Raw genomic sequence first — 24815 nt, forward strand, 5'->3', positions numbered from 1 at the left:
TGACGTGTCACAGTTCCTCCGCTCAATCGTTACCGAAAGGTAACTGTGAATGTTGGAACTGGAGTTTTTGCATGGTCAATGTTGTTCGCACGCAGATCGCTGCGGTTATCACGACGGCTATTACGGTCGGCCTCGCCCTGGTGGCGGCCGCCCCGGTCCAGGCGACACCGGGTCTCAGCCCGTATGTCGCGATGGGCGACAGCTACAGCGCGGGATCTGGCATCATTCCGCTCGACCCCACTGTCACCCCGGTGTGCGCGCGAACCACTCGCAACTACCCGAACCTCGTGGCGCAGTCCCTCGGTCTCGCCTCGTTCACCGACGTCACCTGCGGTGATGCCGACACCTCGCACTTCTACCAGAAGCAGTGGCCGAGCCTGACCCCGCAGCTCGACGCCGTCACCGCGGACACCAAGCTCGTCACCCTGACCATCGGGGGCAACAACAACAACACCCTGATCAAGGTGATCTCCGCCTGCATCAGCGCCGGATCGGTGACCGCAGGCTTCGGCAACCCCTGCGAGGAGATCTACGGCGGCCAGTTCGTCGACGACATCCTGAACAAGACCTTCCCCGACGTGAAGAAGGCGCTCAGCGACATCCGCGCCAAGGCGCCGTCCGCGAAGGTCGCCATCGTGGGATATCCCCAGGTGATGCCGGCTGACAACAGCAACTGTTTCCTGAAGATGCCCATCGCCAAGGGAGATGTCCCGTACATCAACAACATCCAGGGCACGCTCAACAGTGTCGTCAAGCGCGCCGCCGACGAGACGGGCGCGACCTTCGTCGACATGTCGAGTTCTGTCGGCCACGACTCGTGCAAGCCGATCGGCACCCGCTGGGTCGAGCCTGCGGTGTGGGGTCTGAACTTCGTGCCGATTCATCCGAACGCGACCGGTATGCAGAAGATGGCCGACCAGGTGCTGGCGGCGATCCGCTGACACCATGATAGGGGCGGTCCCTGGTGCGCCACGGCGACCAGGGACCGCCTTCATCGTTGCCGAGGGGCAGCTGCCCCTCGGCGCGAGCCGGATGTCAGGGGACGATGTTGACCATCTTTCCCGGGACCACGATCACCTTGCGGGGTGCTTGACCCTCGAGCAGCGCGACGATCTTCTCGTCGGCCAGTGCCGCGGCCTCGATCGTGGCCGGATCGGCATCGGCGGGGACCTGGATGCGGCTGCGCACCTTGCCCTTCACCTGGATCGGGTACTCGACCGAATCCGCCACCAGCAGTGCGGGATCGGCGATCGGGAACGGGCCGTGGGCCAGGGCGGTGGTGTGGCCGAGGCGCTCCCACAGTTCCTCGGCGATGTGCGGGGCGAGCGGAGCCAGCATCAGCACCAGGGGTTCCACGGCGGCGCGCGGGGCGCCGTCGGGGTAGTTCTTGGTGAGGTGGTTGGTCAGCTCGATGAGCTTGGCGCCCGCGGTGTTGTCGCGCAGGGCGGCCAGGTCCTCGTCGACACCGGCGATGGTGCGGTGCACCAGGCGCAGGGTCTCCTCCGACGGCGCGGCGTCGGTGGCCTTCACCGCGCCGGTCTCCTCGTCGATCGCCAGGCGCCACACGCGCTGCAGGAAGCGGTGCGCGCCGACGACGTCCTTGGTCGCCCACGGCCGCGAGGTGTCCAGTGGACCCATCGACATCTCGTAGAAGCGGAAGGTGTCGGCGCCGTACAGATCGCACATCTCGTCGGGCGAGATGGCGTTCTTCAGCGACTTGCCGATCTTGCCGTACTCCTGGGCGACCTCGATCTCGACGCCGTCGGGCCCGGTCCAGAAGAACTTCGCGTCGCGCTCGACGACCTCGGCGGCGGGCACGTAGGCGCCACGGGAGTCGGTGTAGGCGTAGCCCTGCACGTAGCCCTGGTTGTAGAGGCGGCGGTAGGGCTCGCTGCCGGACACGTCACCCAGGTCGAACAGCACCTTCTGCCAGAACCGCGCGTACAGCAGGTGCAGCACCGCGTGCTCCACGCCGCCGACGTACAGGTCGACACCGCCCGGATCGTTCGGGCCGTGCTCGGCCGTGCGCGGGCCGAGCCAGTACTTCTCGTTCTCCTCGGCGCAGAACGTCTCGGCATTGGCCGGATCGGCGTAGCGCAGCTGGTACCAGGAGCTGCCTGCCCAGTTGGGCATGACATTGGTGTCGCGGCGGTACTTCTTCGGCCCGTCGCCCAGGTCGAGCTCGACGTGCACCCAGTCGGTGGCCTTGGCCAGCGGCGGGGACGGCTCCGAACTCGCGTCGTCCGCGTCGAAGGTGACCGGTGCGAAGTCCTCCATCTCCGGAAGTTCCACGGGCAGCATGGATTCCGGCAGCGCGTGCGCGACACCGTCGGCGTCGTAGACGATCGGGAACGGCTCGCCCCAGTAGCGCTGACGCGCGAACAGCCAGTCGCGCAGCTTGTACTGGACGGTGCCGGTGCCGTGGCCCTCGGCCTCCAGGTGACCGATCATGGTCGCCTTGGCCTCGTCGACCGAAAGCCCGTTCAGGAAGCCGGAATTCACCAGCTCGCCGTCGCCCGCGTGCGCGGAATCGGTGACGTCGCCGCCCGCGATGACCTCGATGATCGGCAGGCCGAGCGTGGTGGCGAACTCCCAGTCGCGATGGTCGTGCCCTGGCACGGCCATGATCGCGCCGGTGCCGTAGCCGCTGAGCACGTAGTCGGCGATGAAGATCGGGACCTGCTTGCCGTCGGCCGGGTTGGTCGCGTAGGAGCCGAGGAAGACGCCGGTCTTCTCCTTGTTCTCCTGGCGCTCCAGATCGGACTTGGCCGCGATCGACTTACGGTACGCGGCAACGGCTTCCGCCGGGGTCGCCGCGCCGCCGTTGGTCCAGGCGGCCACGGTGCTGTCGGGCCACGCGGCGGTGGTCAGCTTGTCGACCAGCTCGTGCTCGGGAGCGAGCACCAGATAGGTCGCGCCGAACAGGGTGTCGGGGCGGGTCGTGAACACCTCGATGGTCTCGCCGTCGGGCGCGTCGAAGCGCACCTGCGCACCGCGCGAGCGCCCGATCCAGTTGCGCTGCATGGACTTCACGTTGTCCGGCCAGTCCAGCTCGTCCAGGTCGTCGACCAGGCGATCGGAGTAGGCGGTGATCCGCATCATCCACTGCCACATGCGCTTACGGAACACCGGGAAGTTCCCGCGCTCGCTGCGGCCGTCGGCGGTGACCTCTTCGTTGGACAGCACGGTGCCGAGGCCGGGGCACCAGTTGACGATCGAATCCGACTGGTACACCAGGCGATACGAGTCGATCAGGGCGCTGCGCTCGGCCGCGCTCATGGTGTTCCATTCGCCCTGGGGGACCGCACGTGCGCCGGTGGCGAACTGCTCTTCCAGCTCGGCGATCGGGCGGGCCCTGCCTGCCTCCTGGTCGTACCACGCGTTGTAGATGCGCAGGAAGATCCACTGCGTCCACCGGTAGTACTCGGGGTCGGTGGTGGCGAAGGAACGGCGCGGGTCGTGGCCGAGGCCGAGCCGGTCCAGCTGACGCTGCATGGTCGCGATATTGGCCTCGGTGGTCACCCGCGGGTGCGCGCCGGTCTGCACCGCGTACTGCTCGGCGGGCAGGCCGAAGGCGTCGTAGCCCAGCGCGTGCAGCACGTTGCGGCCGTGCATGCGGTGGTAGCGGCCGAAGACGTCGGTGGCGATATAGCCGAGCGGGTGGCCGACGTGCAGGCCCGCGCCCGAGGGGAACGGGAACATGTCCTGGATGAACAGCTTGTCCGCCGGCGTCTCGCCGGCGAGTGGGCCGACCGGGTTGGGCGCGTGGAAGGTGCCGCGCTCGGTCCAGTTCTGCTGCCAGCGCCGCTCGATCTGTCCTGCCAGCTCGGCGTTGTACCGGTGCTGAGGTACGTCACTCTCGGTTGCACGAGTGTCCTGCACGGTCCTGCCTTCTTGTTCTCGCCGATCCCCGGTAAACATCGTCTAACAGGGTAGAACGTCGGTGCCAGGTGATTTCCCACGGGCACTGCGGTGTGTGGGCGGTCACCTCGGCGGGGAGCGCTCGATCCGGCGTCCGCGCCGGTGCGCTAGCCTGCAGGAATGGTCGTCGTCGCTCCCCTGCTGTTCGCGCTGGCCGCGGTCGCCATCGTGACCGGTGTGCTCGGACTGCTCGGCAAACTGCCCCGCAACCGTTTCCTCGGTGTCACCACCGAGGCCGCCCTGCACAGCGACGACAACTTCCGCATCGCCAACCGTATCGCCGCGCCCACCTCGGTCGGCGCGGGCGCGCTGCTGTTCGCCAGTGGTCTGGTCGCCCTCGTCGAGGGCGGTCTCGTCGGATTCGGCGTCGCCGTCGTGGCCGCTGTGATCGCCGTCTTCACCCTTGGCGCGGGCGCCAACGCCGCGGCCCGGACCGTCGAGCCCCTGATGCCGCCCGCTCCGGTCGGTGGCTGTGGCTCCTCGTGTGGCGGCTGCTCGCTGCGCGACACCTGCGCTCCCGCCAACTGAGCTCGCCGCGTTTGGTTCTGGCCGCCCGTCCCCTCCTCCGGTACAACTAGAGGTAGGACTGATCGGGGGGTTTCATGAAGATTTTCGGTTCCGCTGTATTGCTCGCTCTCGTCGGCTTGATCCTGGCCAATTTCTGGCCCGCGGTAGGCATCACTGTTCTCGTCGTCGCGCTGGTCGTGTTCGCCGTCGGGTGCGTGGCCATCGGGCGGACGACGCGGAGCACCAGGCGGCGTGGCTGGGGGGCAGGTGCCAGTGGCGCGAGCGGTGCGGGCGGTTTCACCTACTTCGCGTCCGGTGATGGCGGCGGTCACAGTGACGGCGGTGGTGGCGGAGGCTGCGGTGGCGGTGGTTGCGGCGGCGGCAGCTGAGGCGGACGGAAGACCTGACCCATGGACCGTTCGATGAAGTTGTTCGCCGCGGCGTTCCTCGTCGCGCTCGTCGGCCTGATCGCCACCGGCCTCTCGGTGACCGTCGGCGTCGTCCTGCTGGTTCTCGCCGCTGGTCTGCTCGCCGCGGGTGGTCTGCGCTATCGAGTCGAGAATCGCCGGGTACGCACCGTGCGCCAGTTTCGGCGCATCCACGATGGAAACCGTCCTGGCCGCCGCGGTATCGATGACGCGGATTCACTCAGCGACTCCGTCGACCACGGCGGATATTCCAGCGGCGGTGGTGGCTGCGGTGGTGGCGGCGGCGGTGAGTGAGGCCCGCGATCCCGCGCTGACCTGACGGTGCAGGCCGGTCGAAAGCCGATTGCAAGGACGCGCGCCTACTTTCGGTATCGACAAGACCGGTACTGCAAGGGAGGGCACGTGGCTGAGGTAATCGCGGTATTCGTCGCTTTCATCGTTCTGGGGATGGGGTTCGCGGCAGTCGTGCTGGTGCCGGTCATGATCGTCGTGGCCATCGTCAGGGCGGTGAACGAGTCGCCGGAACGCCGAACCAGGCAAGCGCGCCGTGCGGCGCTCGCTCAGCAGGCGAGGGCACGTAACCGGGGCGGGCGAGGCGGGTCGAGCGGTTGGAGCTCGACCGACAGCAGTTGGTCGAGCGGTAGCGGCTGGTCCAGCGGCAGCGGCTGGTCGAGCGGAAGTGATTCCGGTTCGAGCAGCTGGAGCAGTTGCAGCAGCGGTAGCTCGAGCAGCTGCGGTGGTGGTAGTTCGAGCAGCTGCGGTGGCGGCAGCAGCAGCTGAGCGGTCAGCGCTGGTCGGGTGGGGTGACCTGGTGGGAGAGGGGGCTCCCCGCCGGGTTGACGTAGAGGACCAGGATGCGGACTTCGGTGGCGCCGCGGTTTCGGGCGACGTGGGCGTTGGCGGGGCCGCTCGGCTCGCGGAAGACGTGACCGCGGGGGTATTCGGCGGGGCCGCGTTCGAGGTAGGGGTGGTCGAGGGTGCCGCGGGTGACCAGTACGAACAGGGTGCCGTCGTGGTAGTGCCATCCGCTGGTGCCGCCGGGTGCGATGCGGGTCCGGCGGACCACGATGTCGTGGCCCGCCAGACGCAGGCGAAGCAGGGTCCGGCTGGCGGTGCCGATCGCCGGTGCCGGGTTGGATAGGAAGGGCGGGGGTCGCCACCAGGTCATACCGCTATCGAATCACCTGGCCCGATGGAAGCGCCGCGTACAGCGGCCTGGCGGTCATGTCCCGAACTCGTCCGGCAGAACTGGCCGGTGCAGCGGCTCGGCCACCTGGTCACCGCAGGTCCACCAGCGCCGCATGCACGGCGCGGCCCGCGGCGGGGTCGCCGACCGTGAGACGGGCGCTGCCGTCCGGATACGACTTGGCTTTGATGCCGGCGCGGCGGAGTGCGGTTGCGACACCGGGACCCGGGAGATAGAGGAAGTTCGCGTGGCTGCGGTGGGCATCGATACCGCAGGCGCGCAGCGACATTCGCAGGGCTTCGCGTTCCATGGTGATCCGGTGGACCCGGTCGCGGAGTTCGTCCTCGGCCGCGTACGCGGCTCGGACCGCGGCGACGGCGGCGGTGGGGATTCCGTAGGGCAGTTGCTGGCGGTGGATGCGTTCGATCAGCGCGCCGCGGCCGACGCAGTACCCGATGCGCAGGCCTGCCAGCCCGTAGGCCTTCGAAAAGGTGCGCAGGATCAGCAGATTCGGGTGCCGGTGGAGCAGGGTGTGCAGGTCGAGGCGGTCGGCCTGGTCGAGGAATTCGACGTAGGCCTCGTCGAGCAGCACCGGAACCCGGGACGGCAGCGCGGCGAGGAAGGACCGCACGGCTGCCGCTTCGAGCAGCGTCCCGGTCGGATTGTGCGGCCTGCACAGCACGACCAGCGCGGTACGCCGGGTCACCGCACGACGTAGCGCCTTCAGATCCTGGTCGCCCTTGCCATCGAGTGGCACCGGCACCAGCGGCATGCCCGCCATCTCCGCCATGATCGGGTATCCGTCGAAAGTCGGTGTGCTGGTCACCAGTTCGCCACCTGCCAGCGTCCGCAGGATCTGCATGGCGACACCGGTGGCGCCCGCGCCGACGACCACGTCGTCGGGCGGCACGCCCAGGTGCTCGGCGATGATCCGCGGCAGCTGCTCCGGCCGGAACTCCGGATACCGGTTCGCGTCGGCGAGGGTGTCGGTGACCGCGGCGAGGATGGAAGGCAGTGGGGGATAGGGGTTCTCACTGAGCGACAGGTCGAACAGCGTCGGCGAGGCGGGGGTGCGGAACCGACGGGAGGGGATCGTCGGTTCCGCCAGGTGGATGGTCATCGCGCCGCGCCCCAGCGCACGGCGGCCGCGCCGGCGAAGTCGCCCGCGTGCGCGAAGGCCGACATCAGCACCACCGACCCGTTGCGCAGCCTGCCCGCCCGGTTCTCCGCATCGAGTGTCACCGGAATGCCCGCGGCGAACAGGTTTCCGCACTCGTCGAAGGTGTCGGGATGACGTTCGGCGGGCAGTTCCAGCGCGTCGTGCCAGTTGCGCAGGAACAGCCGGTTGGGCTGATTGGTGACGAAGGTGTCGATATCGCGGCCCTTCACCCCGATGTGATCGCACACCGCCAGCGCCACCTCGGGGACAAGCCGGTTGCCGCGCGCGAACACCTTGGTGATCTTGGATTCGGTGAAACTCACACAGCCCTGGCCCTCGCCCGGTTCCCAGTACTTGCGCGGGCCGTTGGTGGAGAAGTCCATGTCACCGGCGAATTCGGGATAGGTGCGGCATTCGATGTCGAGGATCGGCGCCGAGTCGTCCTTGCGCAGCAGGCCGATGCCGCAGCCGTCGCCGGGGACAGGGGCCTGGGCGAGTTTGCGGATGTCGGACTGGGTGAACACCGGTCCCGCGCAGTTCTGGGCGGCGACGATCAGCGCGGTGCGTGCGTCGCTCGTGGCCATGATCATGCGGGCCAGCCCCATCATGTGCACGAAGGCCGCGCAGCCACCGTTGTGCACATCAAGGACGTGCGCCGGTTTCGCGCCGAGTCGCCGGGCCAGCTCGGGGCCGGCGCCCATGACCGGATTGTCGGGCAGCTGGGTGTGGGTGATGAGGATGTCGATCTCGGACGCGAGGTCATCGCCGTGCCGTTCCCGCAGCGGGGCGAAGGCCTGTTCGGCCATGTCGACGGCGGTTTCGTCGCGGGCGATGTGATGGCGTCCGGTGGGGGAGCGGAACATCACGTTCTTCGCCATCCGCTCGGAGCGGGAGTACTGGGTGAAGTAGTCGGTCGGGACCGGATCGCCGGGCAGATAGCTCGCGACGTCGACCAGACTCACCTGCGGGAAATTCACTGCATCCACTCCGGCTTGATCGGCAGCCCGTGAGCCGCGCGGTATTCACAGATGGCCTTGAGGTTGTCCAGCTCCAGCTGGTGACCGGCGGAGAACATCTCCCAGAAATCGCCGACCCACACCGGGCGCTTCGGCGGCGCGGTCTCCGGATAGCCGTTCTCGTCGTAGAACGGGTGCTTGCAGTTGACCCACAGCACCACCGAGCCGGGCTTGTCGAACACGACCTGCGCGTCGATCACCCGCATCAGGTAGATCATCCACAGGTGTTCGGACTGGTCCCAGGCGCAGTGGTAGTCGACGGTCATCGCGTCGGGGTGGGCGACGGTCCTGGTGAAACACTTGGTCGTATCGCCGAGCCGGTCGTAGGACAGCCACAGTCCCGGCTCGTCGGTCTCGTGGAATCCGCGCAGGCTGTAGGTCCACTCCTCGAGTGAGCGGGTGTCGGCGAGATACTCGAAGACCTCGCGCGGTGGCGCCGCGATGTAGGTCTGCACGGGGCAGTAGTCGCCGTAGATCTGGTCGTGCGGGTACACCGACCGCAGCATGTCCATGATGATCGGCGTGGTCGCCTCCCGATCGGAATTCTCGATGCGCAGGACGCCGGGGATCACCTCCTCGGGGATATCGCTGAGTGCGGGCAGGGCGCTGGTGGTCACGGTGTACTCCTCGCGGCGTCGATGGTCGACAGGAAGGGCAGGAAGGGTGGGATTTCGTCGGGGTCGCACAGGATTTCGAGGAACGAGGGGCCGGTGGCGGCGAAACTGCCGCGCAGGGCTTCGGTGAGGTCATCGGGGGCGTCGACGGTGCGTGCGGGCAGATCGGGGAACATGGCGGCGATGCCTGCTCCCAGCTGCGCGGGGCGGAAACGGTTGAAGCTGTAGCGATTGCGGTAGTAGAGCTGTTCGCGGGTGACGCACATGGCGTGTGCGTTGTTGTTGAACACGACGAAGCTGATCGGCAGATCGTGTTCGATCGCCGTGTGCAGTTCCATGCCGTGCATGTAGAACGCGCCGTCGCCGGCGATCACGATCGTGCGATGCGGACCGTCGGCGGCGTCGTGCCGGGCGAACGCGGAGCCGATCCCCGCGCCGAAGGCGTAACCCATCCCGCCCATCCCGAGGGCGACGACGAAACGTCCACCTTCGGGCACCCTCAGGTAATGCACCACGGACGCGCCGGTGTTACCCGCGTCGGCGAAAATATCGGCGCCGGTGGGCAGTTCGCGCTGAATCGCCTCGACGACGGTGCGGTAGCGCAGGCCGGGGCCCGCGGCGCCGGGCACCGGCATGGGGGTGAGGTCGGTGGTCGGTGCGGGGGCGACGGCCGGGGTGGCGTCGAGGCGGGTCAGCAGGTCCCTGATGGTCGCGGCGAGATCGGTCCCGGTGACGTGGAGCGCGGCCGGATAGGGCGGCAACGCGCCGATGCTGAGCAGCGGGAGGTCGGCGATGGCCGACTCGAGGCCTGCGCCGGCGGTGACCGGCAGCCGGGTGCCGACAAGCAGGCAGGCATTCGCGGAGGTCAGCGCCTCGAGAAGCTCGGCGTGGCCCATGCTGCCCGCGACGCCGCAGTAGCCGGGGCCGGTATTGGCGTAGACATCCTTGGCGTCGGGCGCCAGGCCGATCGAGGCGTCCAGCGCGGTGACGAGTTCGATGAGTTCGGCGCGGGCATTGTCGCGAGCCACCTGATCACCGGCGATGATCACCACCTTGCCGGTGCGCCGGGCGGTGGTGAGTTCTTCGGCGATCGCGTCGGTCGAGGCAGTAGGCGGTGTCGTGGCCGCGGCTGGGTGCCGGGCGACATCGCCTCGCGATTCTTCGAGAATGTGCTTCGGCATCGACTGCTGCTGAACATCTTTCGGCAGCAGCAGCACAGCCGGACCGCCTGCCCGGGCCGCCGCGACGGCCGCTGCGAACTGCGCGGGCAGATCAGCGGGATCGGTGACCCGCGCGCAGTACCGGCTGACCGTGGCGAACAGCGCTGTCGCGTCGATTGATTCGGCCAGACCACTCGAATCCTGGAAGGCGCCGTGACCTTCCAAACTCGTCGGCGGCTGACCGACAAGGGCCAGCACCGGCACCCGCGAGGTGTAGGACTCGGCTAGTCCGGCAACCAGATTCATCGCCCCGCCGCCCGAGGTGGCGGCGACGACGCCGAGGCCGCCGGTGCTGCGCGCGTAGCCGTCGGCCATGGTTGCGGCGGAGAACTCGTGCTTGGCGACGATGCCGACCGGGTGCCCGCCCGCATCGAAGATCGCGTCGTAGAGGTCTTCGATATTGGCGCCGTCGACTCCGAAGATATGGGTTACCCCTAGCGCGGACACCGCCTCGGTCAGGTAGTCGACCACTCTGTCCGGCATCTGCCCTCCTCTTCCGCGTCTATCCGTCGGGTACCCGGTAACCAGTAGGCATCGACGGACGGATCGCCGCGTACACGATGGATACGGGCTGGCTCCGGCGCGGGTTCACCGGCCGCCGAAATCCCCCTCTTGTGTGTACGTATACATCTACGTATAGTGGGTTCATGCCCAACAAGACGATCTACGTAGCCGACGACGATCTGCCCCTGTTCCAGCGGGCGCAGGAGCTCGTCGGCGGCAACATCTCCGGCGCGGTCGTCGCCGCGCTGCGCCGATTCATCGACCTGGAAGAAGGACGCCAGGCGGGTTTCGACGAGATCGTGCTGCAGGTGGGTCGAGACGGCGTGCGGCAGGTGCGGTTTCAGGGCACCCTGCTCGGCGAATGGCGCGACGTCGGCGACGAGCGAGTGCTGCACCAGCGGGTCTACCGCAGCCGCAAAGGCAAGCTCGTGCTGCATACGCACAAGGCGCTGTGGAAGGACTACCCGACCGGCGACGCCGCCGGTGACCTGAAGGACTGGAAGTACTGGCGCCGGATGTTCGGCATCGGCGACCGGCCTTGGGACTGGGGTGATTACGACTACGAAGTCCTCGACGACGTGTCGGATCTGAAGGGCCGCGTCCCCGACAAGCTGTACCGCAAGGTCGAGGACATCCACTCGCATCCGCAGATCGAGGAACTCGACATCTAGGCCCCCGGCCACAACCGCATACCCACACCATCTACCGCAGCCCCTGGGGGCTGTGTCGATGACTCATGCACTTATTCGCAGTAATGAATGAAATTCTCTGGAAAGGGACGACCATGGTCAACTCGGCCATCACGGCACGAGGCCTGCGCAAGGCCTACGGCGACCACACGGTTCTCGACGGCATCGACCTCACCGTCGCCGAGGGCACGATCTTCTCCCTGCTCGGCCCCAACGGCGCCGGCAAGACCACCACGGTGCAGATCCTCACCACGCTGATCGGCGCCGACGGCGGCGAGATCGCGGTCGGCGGCTACGACGTGGTGCACGACCGGGAGGGCGTGCGTGAGCTGATCGGCGTCACCGGGCAGTTCGCCGCCGTCGACGAACTGCTGACCGGCCGCGAGAACCTGCACATGATGGGCGACCTGAACCACCTGTCCCGCCGCGACACCCGCAGCCTGGCCACCGAACTGCTCGAACGCTTCGACCTGGTCGAGGCGGCCGACAAGCCGGCAAGCACCTACTCCGGCGGCATGACCCGCAGGCTCGATCTGGCCATGACGCTGGTCGGGAACCCACGGGTGATCTTCCTCGACGAGCCGACCACCGGCCTCGACCCGCGCAGCCGCCGCGCCATCTGGGACATCATCCGCGGCCTGGTCGACGACCTCGGCGTCACCGTCTTCCTCACCACCCAGTACCTCGAGGAGGCCGACCAGCTGGCCGACCGCATCGCGGTGCTCGACCACGGCCGCATCGTCGCCGAAGGCACTGCAGCGGAACTGAAGCGGCTGATTCCCGGCGGCCATATCCGCATCGACTTCGCCGATCAGGCCGCCCTGGCCGCGGCCGAGTACGCGCTCGGCCCGTCCGCGCGGGTGCTCGACGGCGGCGACGGCCTCACCCTCGCCGTGCCGAGCGACGGCGGCGTGCGCTCGCTGCGCGCCGTGCTCGATCTGCTCGATGCCGAAAACATCGAAGCGGGCGGCATTTCCGTACACACCCCGAATCTCGACGACGTCTTCCTCACCCTCACCGGCCGCGCCACCATCGAGCAGGAGTCTCTGGCATGAGCACCCACACCGTTGCGAACAAGCACGCCTTCGCCGACACGATGACGATGTTGCGGCGCAACATCATCCACGCCAAGCGCTATCCGAGCATGATCTTCGGCATCCTGATCATGCCGACCGTGCTGCTGCTTGTCTTCAACTACGTCTTCGGTGGGGCGCTGGAGAAGTCCTCCGGCGGCGAGTACATCGACTACCTGGCGCCGGGCATGCTGCTGTTGCTGCCCGCGTACATGACCGTGTCGGTGGCCGTCTCGATCGCCACCGACAAGAGCAAGGGCATCGTGAATCGCTTTCGGGTGATGGCGATCTCGCAATCGTCGATGCTCACCGGGCACGTGCTCGGCTCGCTCATCCAGGCGCTGGGTGGCATGGCCGTGATGACCGGCATCGCGCTGCTGATCGGCTTCCGGCCGAACGCGAACCTCGTCGAATGGGTGGCCGCCTTCGGTCTGCTCACCCTGGTGACCTTCGCGTTCACCTGGCTCGCCGTCGCCCTCGGCCTGCTCTCGCCCAATCCCGAAAGCGCGAGCAACGCACCGTTTCCGATCGTGATGATGCCGTTCCTCGGCAGCGGCCTTGTCGCCACCGACACCATGCCGATCGGCCTGCGCCAGTTCGCCGAATACCAGCCCTTCACCCCCATCACCGAAACCCTGCGTGGTCTCCTGATGGGCACCGAGATCGGCGCCAACGGCTGGGTTTCGCTGGCCTGGTGCGCGGTCATCGCAGGCGGCGGCTACCTCTGGTCCAAGTCCATCTTCCGCAAGCAAGCGAGCTGAAAGTCTCTGCCCAGCAAACGGTCCGGCCCGCAAGGCCGGACCGTTCTGCGTTCAGACCTGGGCGACCAGGACTGTGCGGCCGGAGTCGATCGAGGTGATCTCGATGGTGCTGATGGATTCCGGTGGGGCGTCGATGGTGCGGTCCACCGTCAGTTCCGTGCCGGGGCCCGCTGGCCATTGGTCGAGGGGGATGCGTTTGTCGTCCGCTGTCACGACCAGGCCGTAGGTCCAGGTGGTGCCGTAGCCGTAGTCGACGCCGCCGTAGCTGCAGATCATCACCAGGCGGGTGCGGTCGCCGTCGCGGACCAGTTTCACCGAGGCGCTGATCGGGGTCTGTACGACGGCCTGCATCTGCTGCTGGGCGACGACCTGTTCGGTGGAGGTGCCGGGGCCCGCGACGGTAACCGTCACCGGCACGGCGATCGCCACCGCGGCGGCGGCGGTCGCGACCGCGGTGCCGATCCCGAGCCAGCGGCGGCGCCTGCGACGCTGTGCGGCCGCCGCGGCCAGTGAGGGGAGCAGGTCGGGTACCGGTGGGGACGCGGGTTCGGGCGATTCGATCATCGACAGCGCGGTATCGCGATCGACGAGGGCGAACATGCCAGGCAGGCCCGCCAGCTCGGCGACCGCAGCCTGGCAGTGCGGGCAATCGTGCAGGTGCGCTTCGTATTCGCGGCGCTCGGTGGCACCGAGGGAGCCGAGGACGTAGGCGGCATCCCAGGTGCTGTACTCGTCGGAGAGATCGGTCATCTGTTCGTCACCCCCATCTCCTGTAACGCCAGGCGCATCGCGCGCATGCCGTAGTGCAGGCGCGACTTCACCGTCCCCGGCGGAATGCCGAGCTCGTCGGCGATCTGTGCCATCCCGAGTCCGCGATAGTAGGCGCGCACGATCACCTCGCGATGATCCGGGCTCAGCTTGCTCAGCGCGTCGGCGACCAGCCAGCCGTCCAGCGCCCGGTCGGACTGGTCGGGGCTGACCTGCTCCGGCGGTGTGTCGGTGCCGAACTCGCGGCGGTGGCGCGCGCTGCGGTGCTCGTCGACGGCGAGGTTACGTGCCACGGTGAACAACCACGCGCGCGGTGAGGTCTCGGTCTGTTCCAGCACCGCGGGCCGCTGCCAGGCCCGCAGCAACGTCTCCTGCACGATGTCCTCGGCCCGGCCGGGATCGCGCACCAGGCCGAGGGTGAAACGCCAGAGTGCGGGAGCGTGCTCGGCGTAGAGCGCGCGCATCAGTTCGTCGCGACCGTCGTCCATCGGCGGTCCGGGTCACTGCTCGTCGATATTCATGGTGTCACTCCTGCTCTGTCGAAGGAGTAACGGGATCAGTTGCGTTCGAGTTCAATCGGGTGCGTCGCCAGCAGGGCCAGCGGCAGCGGCTGGCGCCGCAGCACGCTCGCCCAGAGGTCGTGGCGGTCGGTGGCGAGCGGATCCGACGGCAGCGCCGAGACAACGACCCAGTCGTCGTTGTCGAGTTCGCCGTCGAGCTGGCCCATCGACCAGCCCGCGTAGCCCGCGAAGATCCGGATGCCCTCGACCAGCGGGCCGATCTCGGCGGGATCGGCGTCCAGGTCGACCAGCACCACCCGGCCGTCGACCCGGCGCAGCCCGCGCACATCGGTGATGTCGGCGCCGGTCCGCAGCGTGCCGAGGCACAGGGCCGCGTCCCGTTTCACCGGACCGCCGATGTACAGGTCGGTCGGGGTGGCGGCCAGCTCGGCCCACAGCGGGAGCACATCGCGCACCGGGGTCTCGCTCGGCCGGTTCAGCACCACGCCGAGACTGCCCGCGTCGTTGTGCTCGATGACGTACACCACGGTCCGCCGGAAAGTCGGTTCAACCAGGTCGATCGCCGACACCAGCAGGTTGCCGGCGCGGACGCCCACCGCGGGGTGCCCGCGCCGCCGGTCATCGCCGTGCCCGTCGCGAGTCCGGCGCTCGTCCGGGTCGTCTCCGCGTGCCACCGAGCCATCATCGCATTGGTACGGTGTCGCGCGCTCCCCGCGGACCGCTCTGGACCGGAAATATTCTCGCCGAAACGGTCGCGGGCGCGCCCGGTAGGGTCGCGGCATGCACTCGCCCGAGGTCCTGCTCGAGAACAGCGACGCCGTGTACGACTACTACCTGCGACATCAGCAGAATCGCTGGAAGGCGCTGGGTGGCTATGCCATCCTGGCCCGCCGGTTCCGGCCGCGGGTGGCCTTCGCCGATGACGCGAAACAACAGCTCGAGGCGCTGATCCGCAGCGGCCGCCCGGTCGTCTACGCGATCAATCACCTGTCGAACAACGACCCGTACACCGTCGCGGCGACCGCGTGGTACTCACCGTTGCGCCGACGGATCGGCCGGGTGCGGGTGCTGGCCAAGGACGAACTGTTCATCGATCCCGACCAGCGCCGCAAGGTCGACATGATGGGCGGCATCCCCGTCTTCCGCGGGCGCGACCACGGCATCAGGGCCGTCAACGCCGCAGGTCAGCGCATGATGGACATCTGCGCGCAGCGCCTGGCCGCCGGTGATCACCTGGCGGTCTTCCCCGAGGGCACCTGCAACCACGTCGATCCGGCGAAGGTGCAGCCCGTCGGCAGCGGGATCGGTCATATCGCGTTCCGCGCGGCCAAGCTGAACGCGCCGCCCGCGCTGGTCGCCATCGCGATGAGCTACGGACCGCGACCCGATCCGACGGTGGAACCCACCGCGGAGGAGGCCGTCTCGGCGCGATTCATGTTCCGTGCGCCGGTGCTGGAGCTGCCGCAGCGGCCCGCCGACATCGCCCGGCTGGTCAAGGAGGAATTGCAGCTGGCCGTCGACGGTGCCGTCGCGAGCTACTGAGGCAGCCCGAACAGCTCCCTGGCCCGCTGCGGCACCAGCGAGATGTAGGCGGGATGGGTCTTGACGAAATGCAGGACCACCGGACACAGCGGCAGCACGCCGAATCCTTCGGCGCGGCTGGTGTCGAGCGCGGCCTGGGTGAGCGCGTTCGCCATGCCCTGACCCTCGAACCGGGGATAGATCTCGGTGTGCACGAGGGCACGCTCGGCCCCGGTGTCCTGGTACTCGATATAGCCGGCGGGAGCCCCGTCGGCGGTGAGTTCGAACCGCTCGAGCGCGGTGTTGTTGCGGACCTCGGTCGCCATGCGTCGAAACTACCCCGGTCAGCGGCCGGGCCGGTGTGGTCTGCGTATGGCGGGTTCGGGCCGGAGCCGTGACAATGTCGGGATGACGGACCGACCACGTGTGGTGCTCGCCCCCGACAAGTTCAAGGGTTCGCTCACCGCGCCCGAGGTCGCCGCGGCGCTGGCGACCGGGATCCATCGCCGCGCGCCGGGCGCCGACGTGCAGTGCGTGCCGGTGGCCGACGGCGGGGACGGGATGGTCGACGCCTTCGTCGCGGCGGGCTGGCAGCGGGTCGAGGTGCCGGCGCCGGGCCCGACCGGTGCGCCGGAGCGCGCGGTCTACGCCGTGCGTGGTGACACCGCCGTCGTCGAACTGGCGGCCGCGGTCGGGGTGGCCAAGCTGCCCGGCGGCAGGCTCGACCCGATCGGGGCGAACACCTTCGGCCTCGGTGTCGTGGTCGCGCACGCGCTCGACAACGGCGCCCGCGAGGTGGTGCTCGGGCTCGGCGGCAGCGCGTCCACCGACGGTGGCGCCGGCCTGCTGCGCGCGCTCGGGCTGCGCCTGCTCGACCGGGACGGGCGCGAGTTGGGCGGTGCACCCAGCGATGTGGTCGCCCTGCTCAGCAGCGTGGTCACGGTCGATCGGTCCGGGCTGCACCCGGCGATCGCGCAGACCAGATTCACGCTGGCCTGCGATGTGGACAATCCGCTACTCGGCCCCGCTGGTGCGGTCGCGGTGTACGCGCCGCAGAAGGGCGCCGACCAGGCGCAGATGCGGGAACTGGAAGCGGCGCTGACCAATTGGGCCGCGGTGCTCGGCACCGGCTATGCCGAGATCGGTGGGTCGGGCGCGGCGGGCGGTACCGGATTCGGTGTGCTGGCCGTCCTCGGCGCGCAGGTTCGCAGCGGTATCGATGTGCTGCTCGACCTGCTGAAATTCCCCGCCCTGGTGGACGGCGCCACGCTGGTGGTCACCGGCGAGGGGTCGCTGGACCATCAGAGCATGCACGGCAAGGCGCCGGTCGGAGTCGCCGCGGCGGCCAAGGCCGCCGGTGTCCCGGTGGTCGCCGCCGTCGGGCGAACGCTGTTGTCTCCCGGCGAGATCCGTGCCGCCGGATTCGCCGGGTGCTACGCGCTCAGCGATCTCGAACCCAATCCGCGCCTGTCGATCAGGAACGCGGCGGCACTGCTCGAACGGGTCGGTGAGCGGATTGCTTTGGAGCGCTGGTGATCCCCTAGCCGGACCGCGTCGCTCGCGCCCGCCCGGCGCGCCGCATCACATCGCGACAGTGGCAGTGCGCACCGGCGCGACCGGTGCCTGGGTGCGGGTGTTCGCGGTGAGTGCGACGCGGTGCGCGTCGCCCCACGCCTCGAGCGGTACCAGCGCCAGCCGCAGGGTTTCCCCGAGATCGGTCAGCGAGTACTCCACCCGCGGCGGGATCTCGGGATAGATCTCCCGGTGCACCACGCCCGTGCTCTCGAGGTGCCGCAGGTTCTCCGCGAGCACCTTCTCGCTCACCCCGTCGAGCATGCGCCTGATCTGCCCGAACCGCTGCGGTCCGCTGCCGAGCACCCACATCAGGTGCAGTCGCCACTTGCCGCCGACGACGTCGATGGCCAGGCTCATGCCACACACATCGTGATCCGCGTCACTGCTCATGTCCGGTGCACCCTTCTGACCGTATTTCGAACCTCTGGGTAAGCAACCGCACGTCGACGTTCGGTCTTCCCCGACGATACCCGCGCGACCACCATGGATCTCGGCGCCGCAACCAGCAAGCATCGAGAACCGAAAGGGCAGTACATGTCCGAGCAGAGCAAGACCCGTTCCGTATCCGTCCTCGGTCTCGGCCCGATGGGCCAGGCCATGGTCAGGGCCTTCCTGGCGGCCGGCGTCGAGGTCACCGTGTGGAACCGCAGCACGGCGAAGGTCGACGCGATGGTGGAGCTCGGCGCGAAACGCGCCGACTCGGTGGCCGAGGCGCTCGCCGCGAACGAGGTGTCGGTGCTGAGCCTGACCCACTACGCCGCCATGTACGACGTCCTCGGTCAGGCGCCGGAAGCCTTGGCGGGCAAGGTGATCGCCAACCTGTCGTCGGATTCGCCGGAGAAGGCGCGGGCCGGTGCGGCCTGGGTCCGCGAACGCGGCGCGGAGTTCCTCTCCGGCGGGGTGATGTCGGCGGGCGACAATATCGAACATCCCGCGTCCTACATCTTCTACAGCGGCCCGAAGGCGGTGTTCGACGCGCACGCCGAGCTGCTGCGCCCGCTCAGCCCGCAGGAGTACCTCGGCGCCGACGACGGCCTCGCGCAGGTCTTCTACCAGGCGCTATTGATCACCTTCCACCCCTGGCTGCTGTCCTTCGACCAGGCGACCGCGATGATCGCGAAGTCCGGTCACGACATCGCCCAGTTCGTGCCGTTCGCGATCCGCTCCAGCGAGGCGTACCCGTACTTCATGGAGCAGTTCTCGGTCGCCAACCAGAACGGCGGCTGGGCGGATCTGGCGACACTGAAGATGATGGTCGCCGGCGCGCAGCACATCATCGACGCCAGCGAGGAAGTCGGCGTCGACGCGGGGTTCTCGCATCTGTCGCAGCAGTACTGGCGCAAGGCGGTCGAGGCCAGCGAGGCGGCGGGCAAACCGGTGTCGACCTACGAATTGATCCGCGGCACGGACTGATCCGACGACGACTCCGCCCGGCACACGAGGTGCCGGGCGGGTGCCGTGTCATGCGGTCTCGGCGCCCAACCGGGGGAACGGTTCGGTGGAGAACACCACCTCCACCGCCACCTCGAAATACGCCGCGATCCGCAGGGCTAGATGCAGGCTGGGGCTGTATTCGCCCCGTTCGAGGTAGCCGACGGTCTGGTAGTGCACGCCGAGTGCCTCGGCCAGGTCCCGCCGCGAGATGCCGCGCTCGGCGCGCAGCATCGCGATGCGGTTGTAGATGACCTCAGAAGGCACGCTGCATCGCCTTGTCCCTGCGGGCCGCCATGGTCGATCCGGATTCGTGACCGGCCATGCGCCGCAGCACGATCGGGGCGACGATCAGGCCGACCACGGCCCAGACACCCAGCACCGCAACGGTTTCCAGATGCCGCCAGGACTGGTCGATCTCGATGGCGGCCGCGTCGGCGGGCAGCAGCGCCGAGCGCATACCGAGGCCGAGCCAGTACATCGGGAACAGCTGACCCATCACTTGCAGCCAGCCGGGCAGCGCGGTGATCGGGTAGAAGATGCCGGAGATCGCGATCAGGCCCATCAGCGGCATCGTCAGCAGGAACGCTGTGCGGGTGTCGAGGAAGCTGCCGAGGATCGCGCCGAACGGCAGCACGGCCAGCAGGCCGAGCACCACCACCCACGCGAAGGTCGTCACCGCGCCGAGTCCGCTCAGCGAGGAGCCGCCGATGATCATCATGCCCACACCGAGCACGATAACGACCTGCGCGGTCACCGAGCCCGCGGTGGACACGATCTTGCCGGTGAAGTAGCCGGCCATGCCCTTCGGTATCGCCTTGGCGCGCAGTAGCGTGCCGTCCTCCCGATCCAGCACCAGCACGTTGAGCAGCGCGTACATGCCGTTGAAGGCGATGATGCTGCCGAGCAGGCCGGGCACGGCAAGCTCGGCGATCGACAGTCCGGAGTCGCCGTACATGCGGTTGCGCAGCAGGAACAGCACGCCGAGGCTGATGGCGGGCGTGAGGAACTGGCCGATCAGATCGGGGGCATTGGTGTAGCTCTGCCGCAGCTCGATCAGGCCGCGGGCGATGCCGATCCGGGTGGCGCTCATCGGGTGACCTCCGCGAGAGTGTGGACCGCGGCGGCGTCCTCGCCGGATTCCGCGCGCCGGACCAGGGTCATATAGGTGTCCTCGAGCGAGGCGCGGCGCACCTCGAGATCGGCGATCGCCTCGCCGTGCTGCTTGAACAGCTCGTGCACGTACTTGGTCGACTCGGTGGTGGTGTGCACGAAACGCTGACCGTCGACGGTCCAGCTCACCTGGGCTTCGCCTGCGATCGAGCGGGACAGTTCGTCCGGTGACCCGTCGGCGATGATGCGGCCACCGGCCAGGATCAGGATCCGGTCGGCGAGCTTCTCCGCCTCGTCCAGGTCGTGCGTGGTGAGCAGGACGGTGGTCTCCTCCAGGTCGGCCAGCCGGTGCACCAGATCGTGGAAGTCGCGCCGCGCGGCCGGATCGAAGCCGGCGGTCGGTTCGTCCATGAACAGCAGGTCGGGCTTGCCGACGATGCCGATCGCCACGTCCAGCCTGCGGCGCTGGCCGCCGGAGAGTGTGGCGATCTTGGCGCCCGCGTGCTCGGTGAGGCCGACCAGCTCGATGAGGTCATCTGTGTCCCACGGCCGGTGGGTGCGCTGGGTCGAATAGGGAAAGTAGAACGAGCCGAGATGCTGAAGTAGTTCGCGCACTCGCCATTTGGCGTGATCACGCCAGGATTGCAGCACAACGCCGATGCGCGCGCGCCACTGTTCGTCACCGTGTTCGGGATCGGTCCCCAGCACGTCGACCCGGCCGGCCGACCTCCTGCGAAACCCCTCGAGGATCTCGATCGTGGTGGTTTTGCCCGCGCCGTTGGGCCCGAGCATGACGAGCACCTCCCCGCGCTCGGCCTGAAATGTCACATCGTTCAGGACGTCGGTGTCGTCGTACCGCATCCGTAGTTGCTGGACGTCGAGAACAACGCCGTTACTCGAAGCCATGAGTCCTCCCAGTCATCGACCTTCGATGATATGTAGCATACGTACTACATTTCATTGCGGCAATACTTCGATGTGAATCGGACATTTCAGATAACGAGAGCACTGCTCTTGACAATCGATCGGGCTGCCTGCATGCTTGTACTCAACAGAGAGCAGTGCTCACAGTTCAGGAGTGATCAAGATGGACAACGCCACCCGCTACCTCGGCCCCACCGGTTTCGACCCGATCATGAACAAGATCGCCAACCTGCTGCCCAAGCTGGGGATCAGCGTCATGGGTTCGCGGCTGCTTGCCGTGCGCGGCCGCAAGAGCGGGGAATGGCGTACCACCATGGTCAACGTGATGACCGGCGCCGACGGCGCGCGCTACCTGGTCGCCCCGCGCGGACACACCCAGTGGGTGCGCAACCTGCGCGTCGCGGGCGACGGCGAACTGCGTCTCGGCCGCAAGGTGGAGCCCTTCGCCGCCACGGAGGTCGCCGACGCCGACAAGGTCCCGCTGCTGCGGCTCTACCTGGAGAAGTGGGGCTGGGAGGTCGGCAAGTTCTTCGAAGGTGTCGACAAGAACGCCACCGACGAACAGCTCGCTGCCATCGCCCCTGGCTTCCCGGTATTCCGTCTCGCCTGATCAGGCGAGCACATGGGTAACTCGCCGGGCACGAGCCAACTCGACAACCACCGAACCGCCGGCCGCCAACGTTCCTGGGCTCGCGCCTGAGTCTGGCCTAAATACGCGGGGAGGCGGAACAGTACTCGATCGCGGCGGCGTAGCCCTGGATGCCGAGGCCCGCGATCACCGCGGTCGCGATCGGGGAGACGAACGAATGGTGCCGGAACTCCTCGCGGGCATGCACATTGCTGATGTGCACCTCGACGATCGGCACCTCGGGAATCACCAGGGCGTCGCGCAACGCCACCGAGGTATGGGTGAGCCCACCCGGATTGATGACGATCGCCGAGACCTCACCGCGGGCCTGCTGAATCCGGTCGATCAGGGCGCCTTCGTGATTCGACTGGAACGCGACGACCTCGCGCCCGAACCGGGCAGCGGTCCGCTCGCACAGCGCGACCACGTCGTCGAGGGTGTCGGCGCCGTAGATCTGCGGCTGGCGGGTGCCGAGCATGTTCAGATTCGGCCCGTTGAGCACGAGAATCGGGCCGGTGGCCTGCACGGTGTCTGCCATGCAGGCCACCTTAATTCACTCAGCCCTGCGGGCCCTCCGAGCGCAGGTCGTCGACCTTGCGCATGGCCTCGCGCAGTTCGGCGAGCCAGCTCTCGGCGTGCTTGCCCGCCAGTTTCACCGTCCAGGCCAGTGCGTCGGCGCGGGAACGGGCGACGCCCGCGTTGATCAGGGTGTCGAGGACCTGGCGTTCGGGCTGGCGCAGCCGGGTCATCACCGGAACGGCGAGGTGGGTGAACAGGATTCGCTCACCGTCGACCCGGACGCCCCAGGCGACACTGCGCCCGTAGCGGCGCTGGGCCTCGTCGGCGATCTGCATCCTGGCCGGGCGGGTGGACTCGCGGAAGCGCGCGAGCGCACCTTCTTTCGTCGCCGCCGACACCGGCGGTGCGTCGGCTTCGGTGGATGTGGGCTGTGGGATCGGGAGTTCGCCGACGACCACGATCTCGTCGCGGTCGATATTGATCTCGGGCGGGCCGGTGAACCAGTCGTCGGGCAATCGTCCGGCGAACCAGTCGGGGACGTCGGCCGGGTCGGGGAGATCTGCTTGCTGCCAGCCGCCCGGCCGGCCGAATCCGCGTTCGCGATGGGCGTTCCGCATGGAAATCACCTGCTATCTCTGTTGCGCACGTTGCGATGATTACAAGATTACGCCGATATATGCGTAGCGGTTTATGCTCTGCGAGAACGAAGGGATTCGGGGTGATCCGCGCCGGCATCGCCGGGGTTGGATGTCGGCGGGCCTGGGTACCCTCGCGTTGAATCGCCGGGACGATCCGAGTTCCGCGCGACTCGGCGGGACTGCCGGTACGGTAAGTGCGCCAGTTGTTGCCACTGGCTGGGCGAGGTTCGAAAACACCCCCTCACCGGGGCGCGATTTCGGGCACAATCAAGGTGCTGAGGATGGGTAGCGTCCCGTGATACCGGGGCATCGGAGACGGGTCAACTTCCGGTACGGTGGATTTGTTACCGGAGTGGCAAGAGTGAAGAGTGGGCGATATGGATGTGTGGGGATCCCGCCGCTTTCGCGTCCGCGGCGCAATGGCGATCGCGGGGGTTGCGACCCTCGCCATCGCGCTGTGCTCGTGCGGGGTGGGTGGGAAGCCGAGTGAGTCGGAATCGGTTGTCCAGCGGTTTACCGACCTGCTGGACGAGCAGGACTACACCAAGGCTGCCGACCTGACCTCGTACCCCGCCGCCGCTTCGGCAACCATGAAGCAAATGTTCGAGGGCCTGGCGACCGGCACGGTCGACTACGAGCAGACCCAGGTCATCGATCTCGACGCGCAGTCGGCGATCTTCAGCATGGACGTCGCCTGGAACTTCGGCGAGCACAAGGACTGGACCTACACACTGCAGGGCACCGTCCGCAAGCTCGCCATCGGCTGGCGGATCTCCTGGGACCCCGCGGTCATCATGCCCCAGCTGGCAGGCAACCGCACCGTCAAGCTCGTTCGCACCACCGCGAAGCCGCCGCCGCGGGTCGTCGACCTGTCCGGTGACGCGCTGATGACCGAGCAGACGATCAATGTCATCAAGATCGATCCGAGCCGCACCGGCGACCTCGTCGGGTCGACCAACGCGCTGGCCGACGCCATCGAACCGGTCGCGCCGCTGATCACCGGCCCGTCGCTGATGCAGCAGCTGGCCGCGTCCCAGGGCAAGCCGGTCGTCGCGGTCAACCTGCGTGAGGGCGACTTCGCGATCCTGGAACCGCGGATGGCCGCGGTGCCCGGCGTGGTGATGGAGAAGCAGCCCAAGCTGATCTCCGCCGACCGCCGCACCTGGTCGCCCCTGCTGGACGCGCTGCGCGAGGTGTGGAACGACAGCCAGGAGACCACCTCGGGCTGGGGCGTGCAGATCTTCGAGGCCGACGGCCGGTTCGTCAACCAGGTCGCCGGCTATCAGGGCCCGGCGGGGCCGGACATCTCCGCCACCATGGACCAGCGGTTACAGCGCGCGGCCGAGGACGCGGTGGTCAGCGTCGGCACGCCTGCCTCGGTCGTCGCGATCCAGCCGTCGACCGGTGCGGTCGTCGCGGTCGCGCAGAACAGCTACGCCACCGAGAAGGGCCCGATTGCGTTCACCGGGCTGTTCCCGGCAGGCGGCACCATGGAACTGTTCCGCGCGGTCGCCGCGGCCGCCAAGAACAAGGCGCCGCAGGATGTGTCGGTGCAGGAGGCGGCCGAGGCGGCCACCGCGCTCGGTGTCGGCGTCGACTTCAAGGTGCACGGGCTCGACGAGGTGACCGGGCGGATCAGCGCGCCGGGCCGCAGCACCGAGCAGGTGCGCCAGGGCGCCGGCGCCGACGCGGTGCTGGTCAGCCCGTTCGGCATGGCGATCGCCGCGGCCGCGATCTCGCGTGGCTCGGTGGTTCCGCCGATGATCGAGAACGGCAAGCCGAGCACCACCGACACCCCGGTTCCCGCCCTTACCCAGCCCGCGGTCGACCGGTTGCGCGGCATGCTGCACGAGGGCATCGGCAGGCCGGAAACCACCGCGCTGCGCGGATTCCGCGATGTCACGGCGTTCGCGGCGACCGGCGGACCCGACGGCTGGCTGCTGGCCACCATGGGCGATCTGGTGTTCGCAGTGCACATCGCCGACGCCGACAGCGGCGACGCCACGTCGCGACTCGCCGCGGTGCTGCTGAAATCGCTGGCCGCGCCAGAGCCGTAAAACGGGGTGTGCGTGCAGAGTTTGCCCTGATCAGTGGGCGTT

General features: G+C 68.2%; 28 protein-coding genes. 12 read left to right on the top strand and 16 right to left on the bottom strand.

Annotation, left to right across the window (positions count from 1 at the left end; genetic code table 11):
* Positions 1–71: 71 nt before the first annotated feature.
* Positions 72–941 (top strand): SGNH/GDSL hydrolase family protein, encoded by an 870-nt coding sequence (locus ACWF9G_RS03505; protein WP_379305656.1) that lies wholly within the window; start codon positions 72–74, stop codon positions 939–941.
* Positions 942–1035: 94 nt separating this feature from the next.
* Here ACWF9G_RS03505 and leuS read toward each other — a convergent pair whose 3' ends face one another.
* Positions 1036–3921: a leucine--tRNA ligase gene (gene leuS / locus ACWF9G_RS03510; protein WP_452513388.1), complete on the bottom strand. Its 2886-nt coding sequence runs from the start codon at positions 3919–3921 to the stop codon at positions 1036–1038.
* Positions 3922–4041: 120 nt separating this feature from the next.
* Between leuS and ACWF9G_RS03515 the strand changes: the two genes are divergently transcribed.
* The 3 genes from ACWF9G_RS03515 (at position 4042) to ACWF9G_RS03525 (ending at position 5150) form a co-directional block, all read left to right on the top strand.
* Positions 4042–4449, top strand: a complete 408-nt coding sequence (locus ACWF9G_RS03515) for an SdpI family protein (RefSeq protein WP_452513389.1) — start codon at positions 4042–4044, stop codon at positions 4447–4449.
* A 74-nt stretch (positions 4450–4523) separates the two neighbouring features.
* A complete protein-coding gene (locus tag ACWF9G_RS03520) occupies positions 4524–4817 on the top strand; it encodes a hypothetical protein (protein WP_452513390.1) in 294 nt (97 codons plus the stop codon).
* Between the two features lie 33 nt (positions 4818–4850).
* On the top strand, positions 4851–5150 hold the full coding sequence (locus ACWF9G_RS03525) for a hypothetical protein (RefSeq protein WP_452513392.1): 300 nt from the start codon (positions 4851–4853) through the stop codon (positions 5148–5150).
* 490 nt (positions 5151–5640) lie between these two features.
* Here the strand turns inward: ACWF9G_RS03525 and ACWF9G_RS03530 are convergent, their stop codons facing one another.
* The 5 genes from ACWF9G_RS03530 to ACWF9G_RS03550 form a co-directional block, all read right to left on the bottom strand.
* The gene (locus ACWF9G_RS03530; protein ID WP_452513394.1) at positions 5641–6024 is read right to left on the bottom strand and encodes a cupin domain-containing protein; all 384 of its coding nucleotides are present in this window, start codon (positions 6022–6024) and stop codon (positions 5641–5643) included.
* A gap of 109 nt (positions 6025–6133) precedes the next feature.
* Complete coding sequence (locus tag ACWF9G_RS03535) at positions 6134–7162, bottom strand: pyridoxal phosphate-dependent aminotransferase (protein ID WP_452513396.1); 1029 nt, start codon at positions 7160–7162, stop codon at positions 6134–6136.
* Positions 7159–8178, bottom strand: a complete 1020-nt coding sequence (locus tag ACWF9G_RS03540; RefSeq protein WP_452513685.1) for a 3-oxoacyl-ACP synthase III family protein — start codon at positions 8176–8178, stop codon at positions 7159–7161. Before ACWF9G_RS03540 ends, ACWF9G_RS03535 begins: the two co-directional genes overlap by 4 nt.
* Entirely contained in the window at positions 8175–8834 is a 660-nt protein-coding gene (locus tag ACWF9G_RS03545) for an SRPBCC family protein (RefSeq protein WP_452513398.1), read from the bottom strand. Before ACWF9G_RS03545 ends, ACWF9G_RS03540 begins: the two co-directional genes overlap by 4 nt.
* On the bottom strand, positions 8831–10534 hold the full coding sequence (locus ACWF9G_RS03550) for a thiamine pyrophosphate-binding protein (protein ID WP_452513400.1): 1704 nt from the start codon (positions 10532–10534) through the stop codon (positions 8831–8833). The genes ACWF9G_RS03545 and ACWF9G_RS03550 overlap by 4 nt, the downstream gene beginning before the upstream one ends.
* A gap of 164 nt (positions 10535–10698) precedes the next feature.
* Here ACWF9G_RS03550 and ACWF9G_RS03555 point away from each other — a divergent pair, with 164 nt between their 5' ends.
* The 3 genes from ACWF9G_RS03555 to ACWF9G_RS03565 all read left to right on the top strand — a co-directional run bounded on the left by ACWF9G_RS03555 (position 10699) and on the right by ACWF9G_RS03565 (position 13078).
* Positions 10699–11226, top strand: coding sequence for an EXLDI protein (locus ACWF9G_RS03555; RefSeq protein ID WP_379305638.1), 528 nt, complete (start codon positions 10699–10701; stop codon positions 11224–11226).
* A 113-nt stretch (positions 11227–11339) separates the two neighbouring features.
* Positions 11340–12299 carry an ATP-binding cassette domain-containing protein gene (locus ACWF9G_RS03560; protein WP_452513401.1) on the top strand — a complete coding sequence of 320 codons (960 nt, stop codon included), beginning with the start codon at positions 11340–11342 and terminating at the stop codon, positions 12297–12299.
* Positions 12296–13078 (top strand): ABC transporter permease, encoded by a 783-nt coding sequence (locus tag ACWF9G_RS03565; RefSeq protein ID WP_452513403.1) that lies wholly within the window; start codon positions 12296–12298, stop codon positions 13076–13078. Before ACWF9G_RS03560 ends, ACWF9G_RS03565 begins: the two co-directional genes overlap by 4 nt.
* 51 nt (positions 13079–13129) lie before the next feature.
* Here the strand turns inward: ACWF9G_RS03565 and ACWF9G_RS03570 are convergent, their stop codons facing one another.
* The 3 genes from ACWF9G_RS03570 to ACWF9G_RS03580 all read right to left on the bottom strand — a co-directional run bounded on the left by ACWF9G_RS03570 (position 13130) and on the right by ACWF9G_RS03580 (position 15041).
* Entirely contained in the window at positions 13130–13828 is a 699-nt protein-coding gene (locus ACWF9G_RS03570; protein ID WP_452513405.1) for a zf-HC2 domain-containing protein, read from the bottom strand.
* On the bottom strand, positions 13825–14334 hold the full coding sequence (locus ACWF9G_RS03575; protein ID WP_379305630.1) for a sigma-70 family RNA polymerase sigma factor: 510 nt from the start codon (positions 14332–14334) through the stop codon (positions 13825–13827). Before ACWF9G_RS03575 ends, ACWF9G_RS03570 begins: the two co-directional genes overlap by 4 nt.
* Positions 14335–14402: 68 nt before the next feature.
* Positions 14403–15041, bottom strand: a complete 639-nt coding sequence (locus ACWF9G_RS03580) for a YqgE/AlgH family protein (protein ID WP_379305628.1) — start codon at positions 15039–15041, stop codon at positions 14403–14405.
* 106 nt (positions 15042–15147) lie between these two features.
* On the opposite strand from ACWF9G_RS03580, the gene ACWF9G_RS03585 reads away from it, so the two are divergent.
* The gene (locus ACWF9G_RS03585; protein ID WP_452513407.1) at positions 15148–15909 is read left to right on the top strand and encodes a lysophospholipid acyltransferase family protein; all 762 of its coding nucleotides are present in this window, start codon (positions 15148–15150) and stop codon (positions 15907–15909) included.
* Here the strand turns inward: ACWF9G_RS03585 and ACWF9G_RS03590 are convergent.
* The gene (locus ACWF9G_RS03590) at positions 15903–16214 is read right to left on the bottom strand and encodes a GNAT family N-acetyltransferase (protein ID WP_379305624.1); all 312 of its coding nucleotides are present in this window, start codon (positions 16212–16214) and stop codon (positions 15903–15905) included. The genes ACWF9G_RS03585 and ACWF9G_RS03590 overlap by 7 nt on opposite strands.
* Positions 16215–16296: 82 nt before the next feature.
* Here ACWF9G_RS03590 and ACWF9G_RS03595 point away from each other — a divergent pair, with 82 nt between their 5' ends.
* Positions 16297–17424, top strand: coding sequence for a glycerate kinase (locus ACWF9G_RS03595; protein ID WP_379305622.1), 1128 nt, complete (start codon positions 16297–16299; stop codon positions 17422–17424).
* Positions 17425–17469: 45 nt separating this feature from the next.
* Here the strand turns inward: ACWF9G_RS03595 and ACWF9G_RS03600 are convergent, their stop codons facing one another.
* The gene (locus ACWF9G_RS03600; RefSeq protein ID WP_379305620.1) at positions 17470–17853 is read right to left on the bottom strand and encodes a winged helix-turn-helix transcriptional regulator; all 384 of its coding nucleotides are present in this window, start codon (positions 17851–17853) and stop codon (positions 17470–17472) included.
* A 93-nt stretch (positions 17854–17946) separates the two neighbouring features.
* Here ACWF9G_RS03600 and ACWF9G_RS03605 point away from each other — a divergent pair, with 93 nt between their 5' ends.
* Positions 17947–18876 (top strand): NAD(P)-dependent oxidoreductase, encoded by a 930-nt coding sequence (locus ACWF9G_RS03605; RefSeq protein ID WP_452513410.1) that lies wholly within the window; start codon positions 17947–17949, stop codon positions 18874–18876.
* Between the two features lie 48 nt (positions 18877–18924).
* On the opposite strand, the gene ACWF9G_RS03610 is transcribed toward ACWF9G_RS03605, so the two are convergent.
* The 3 genes from ACWF9G_RS03610 to ACWF9G_RS03620 are packed head-to-tail and all read right to left on the bottom strand — an operon-like array spanning position 18925 to position 20913.
* Positions 18925–19161 (bottom strand): helix-turn-helix transcriptional regulator, encoded by a 237-nt coding sequence (locus ACWF9G_RS03610; protein WP_189034374.1) that lies wholly within the window; start codon positions 19159–19161, stop codon positions 18925–18927.
* Entirely contained in the window at positions 19151–19987 is an 837-nt protein-coding gene (locus ACWF9G_RS03615; protein ID WP_452513412.1) for an ABC transporter permease, read from the bottom strand. The genes ACWF9G_RS03610 and ACWF9G_RS03615 overlap by 11 nt, the downstream gene beginning before the upstream one ends.
* The gene (locus tag ACWF9G_RS03620) at positions 19984–20913 is read right to left on the bottom strand and encodes an ABC transporter ATP-binding protein (RefSeq protein WP_452513414.1); all 930 of its coding nucleotides are present in this window, start codon (positions 20911–20913) and stop codon (positions 19984–19986) included. Before ACWF9G_RS03620 ends, ACWF9G_RS03615 begins: the two co-directional genes overlap by 4 nt.
* Positions 20914–21094: 181 nt before the next feature.
* Here ACWF9G_RS03620 and ACWF9G_RS03625 point away from each other — a divergent pair, with 181 nt between their 5' ends.
* Positions 21095–21541, top strand: coding sequence for a nitroreductase/quinone reductase family protein (locus tag ACWF9G_RS03625; protein WP_379305723.1), 447 nt, complete (start codon positions 21095–21097; stop codon positions 21539–21541).
* A gap of 97 nt (positions 21542–21638) precedes the next feature.
* Here ACWF9G_RS03625 and aroQ read toward each other — a convergent pair whose 3' ends face one another.
* Both aroQ and ACWF9G_RS03635 read right to left on the bottom strand, forming a co-directional pair.
* Positions 21639–22097: a type II 3-dehydroquinate dehydratase gene (gene aroQ, locus ACWF9G_RS03630; RefSeq protein WP_452513416.1), complete on the bottom strand. Its 459-nt coding sequence runs from the start codon at positions 22095–22097 to the stop codon at positions 21639–21641.
* 19 nt (positions 22098–22116) lie between these two features.
* A complete protein-coding gene (locus ACWF9G_RS03635; protein ID WP_452513418.1) occupies positions 22117–22695 on the bottom strand; it encodes a hypothetical protein in 579 nt (192 codons plus the stop codon).
* Positions 22696–23093: 398 nt separating this feature from the next.
* Here ACWF9G_RS03635 and ACWF9G_RS03640 point away from each other — a divergent pair, with 398 nt between their 5' ends.
* Complete coding sequence (locus tag ACWF9G_RS03640; RefSeq protein ID WP_379305610.1) at positions 23094–24773, top strand: NTF2-like N-terminal transpeptidase domain-containing protein; 1680 nt, start codon at positions 23094–23096, stop codon at positions 24771–24773.
* The last annotated feature ends 42 nt before the right edge of the window (positions 24774–24815 follow it).

This window comes from Nocardia sp. NPDC055029, assembly GCF_053608525.1.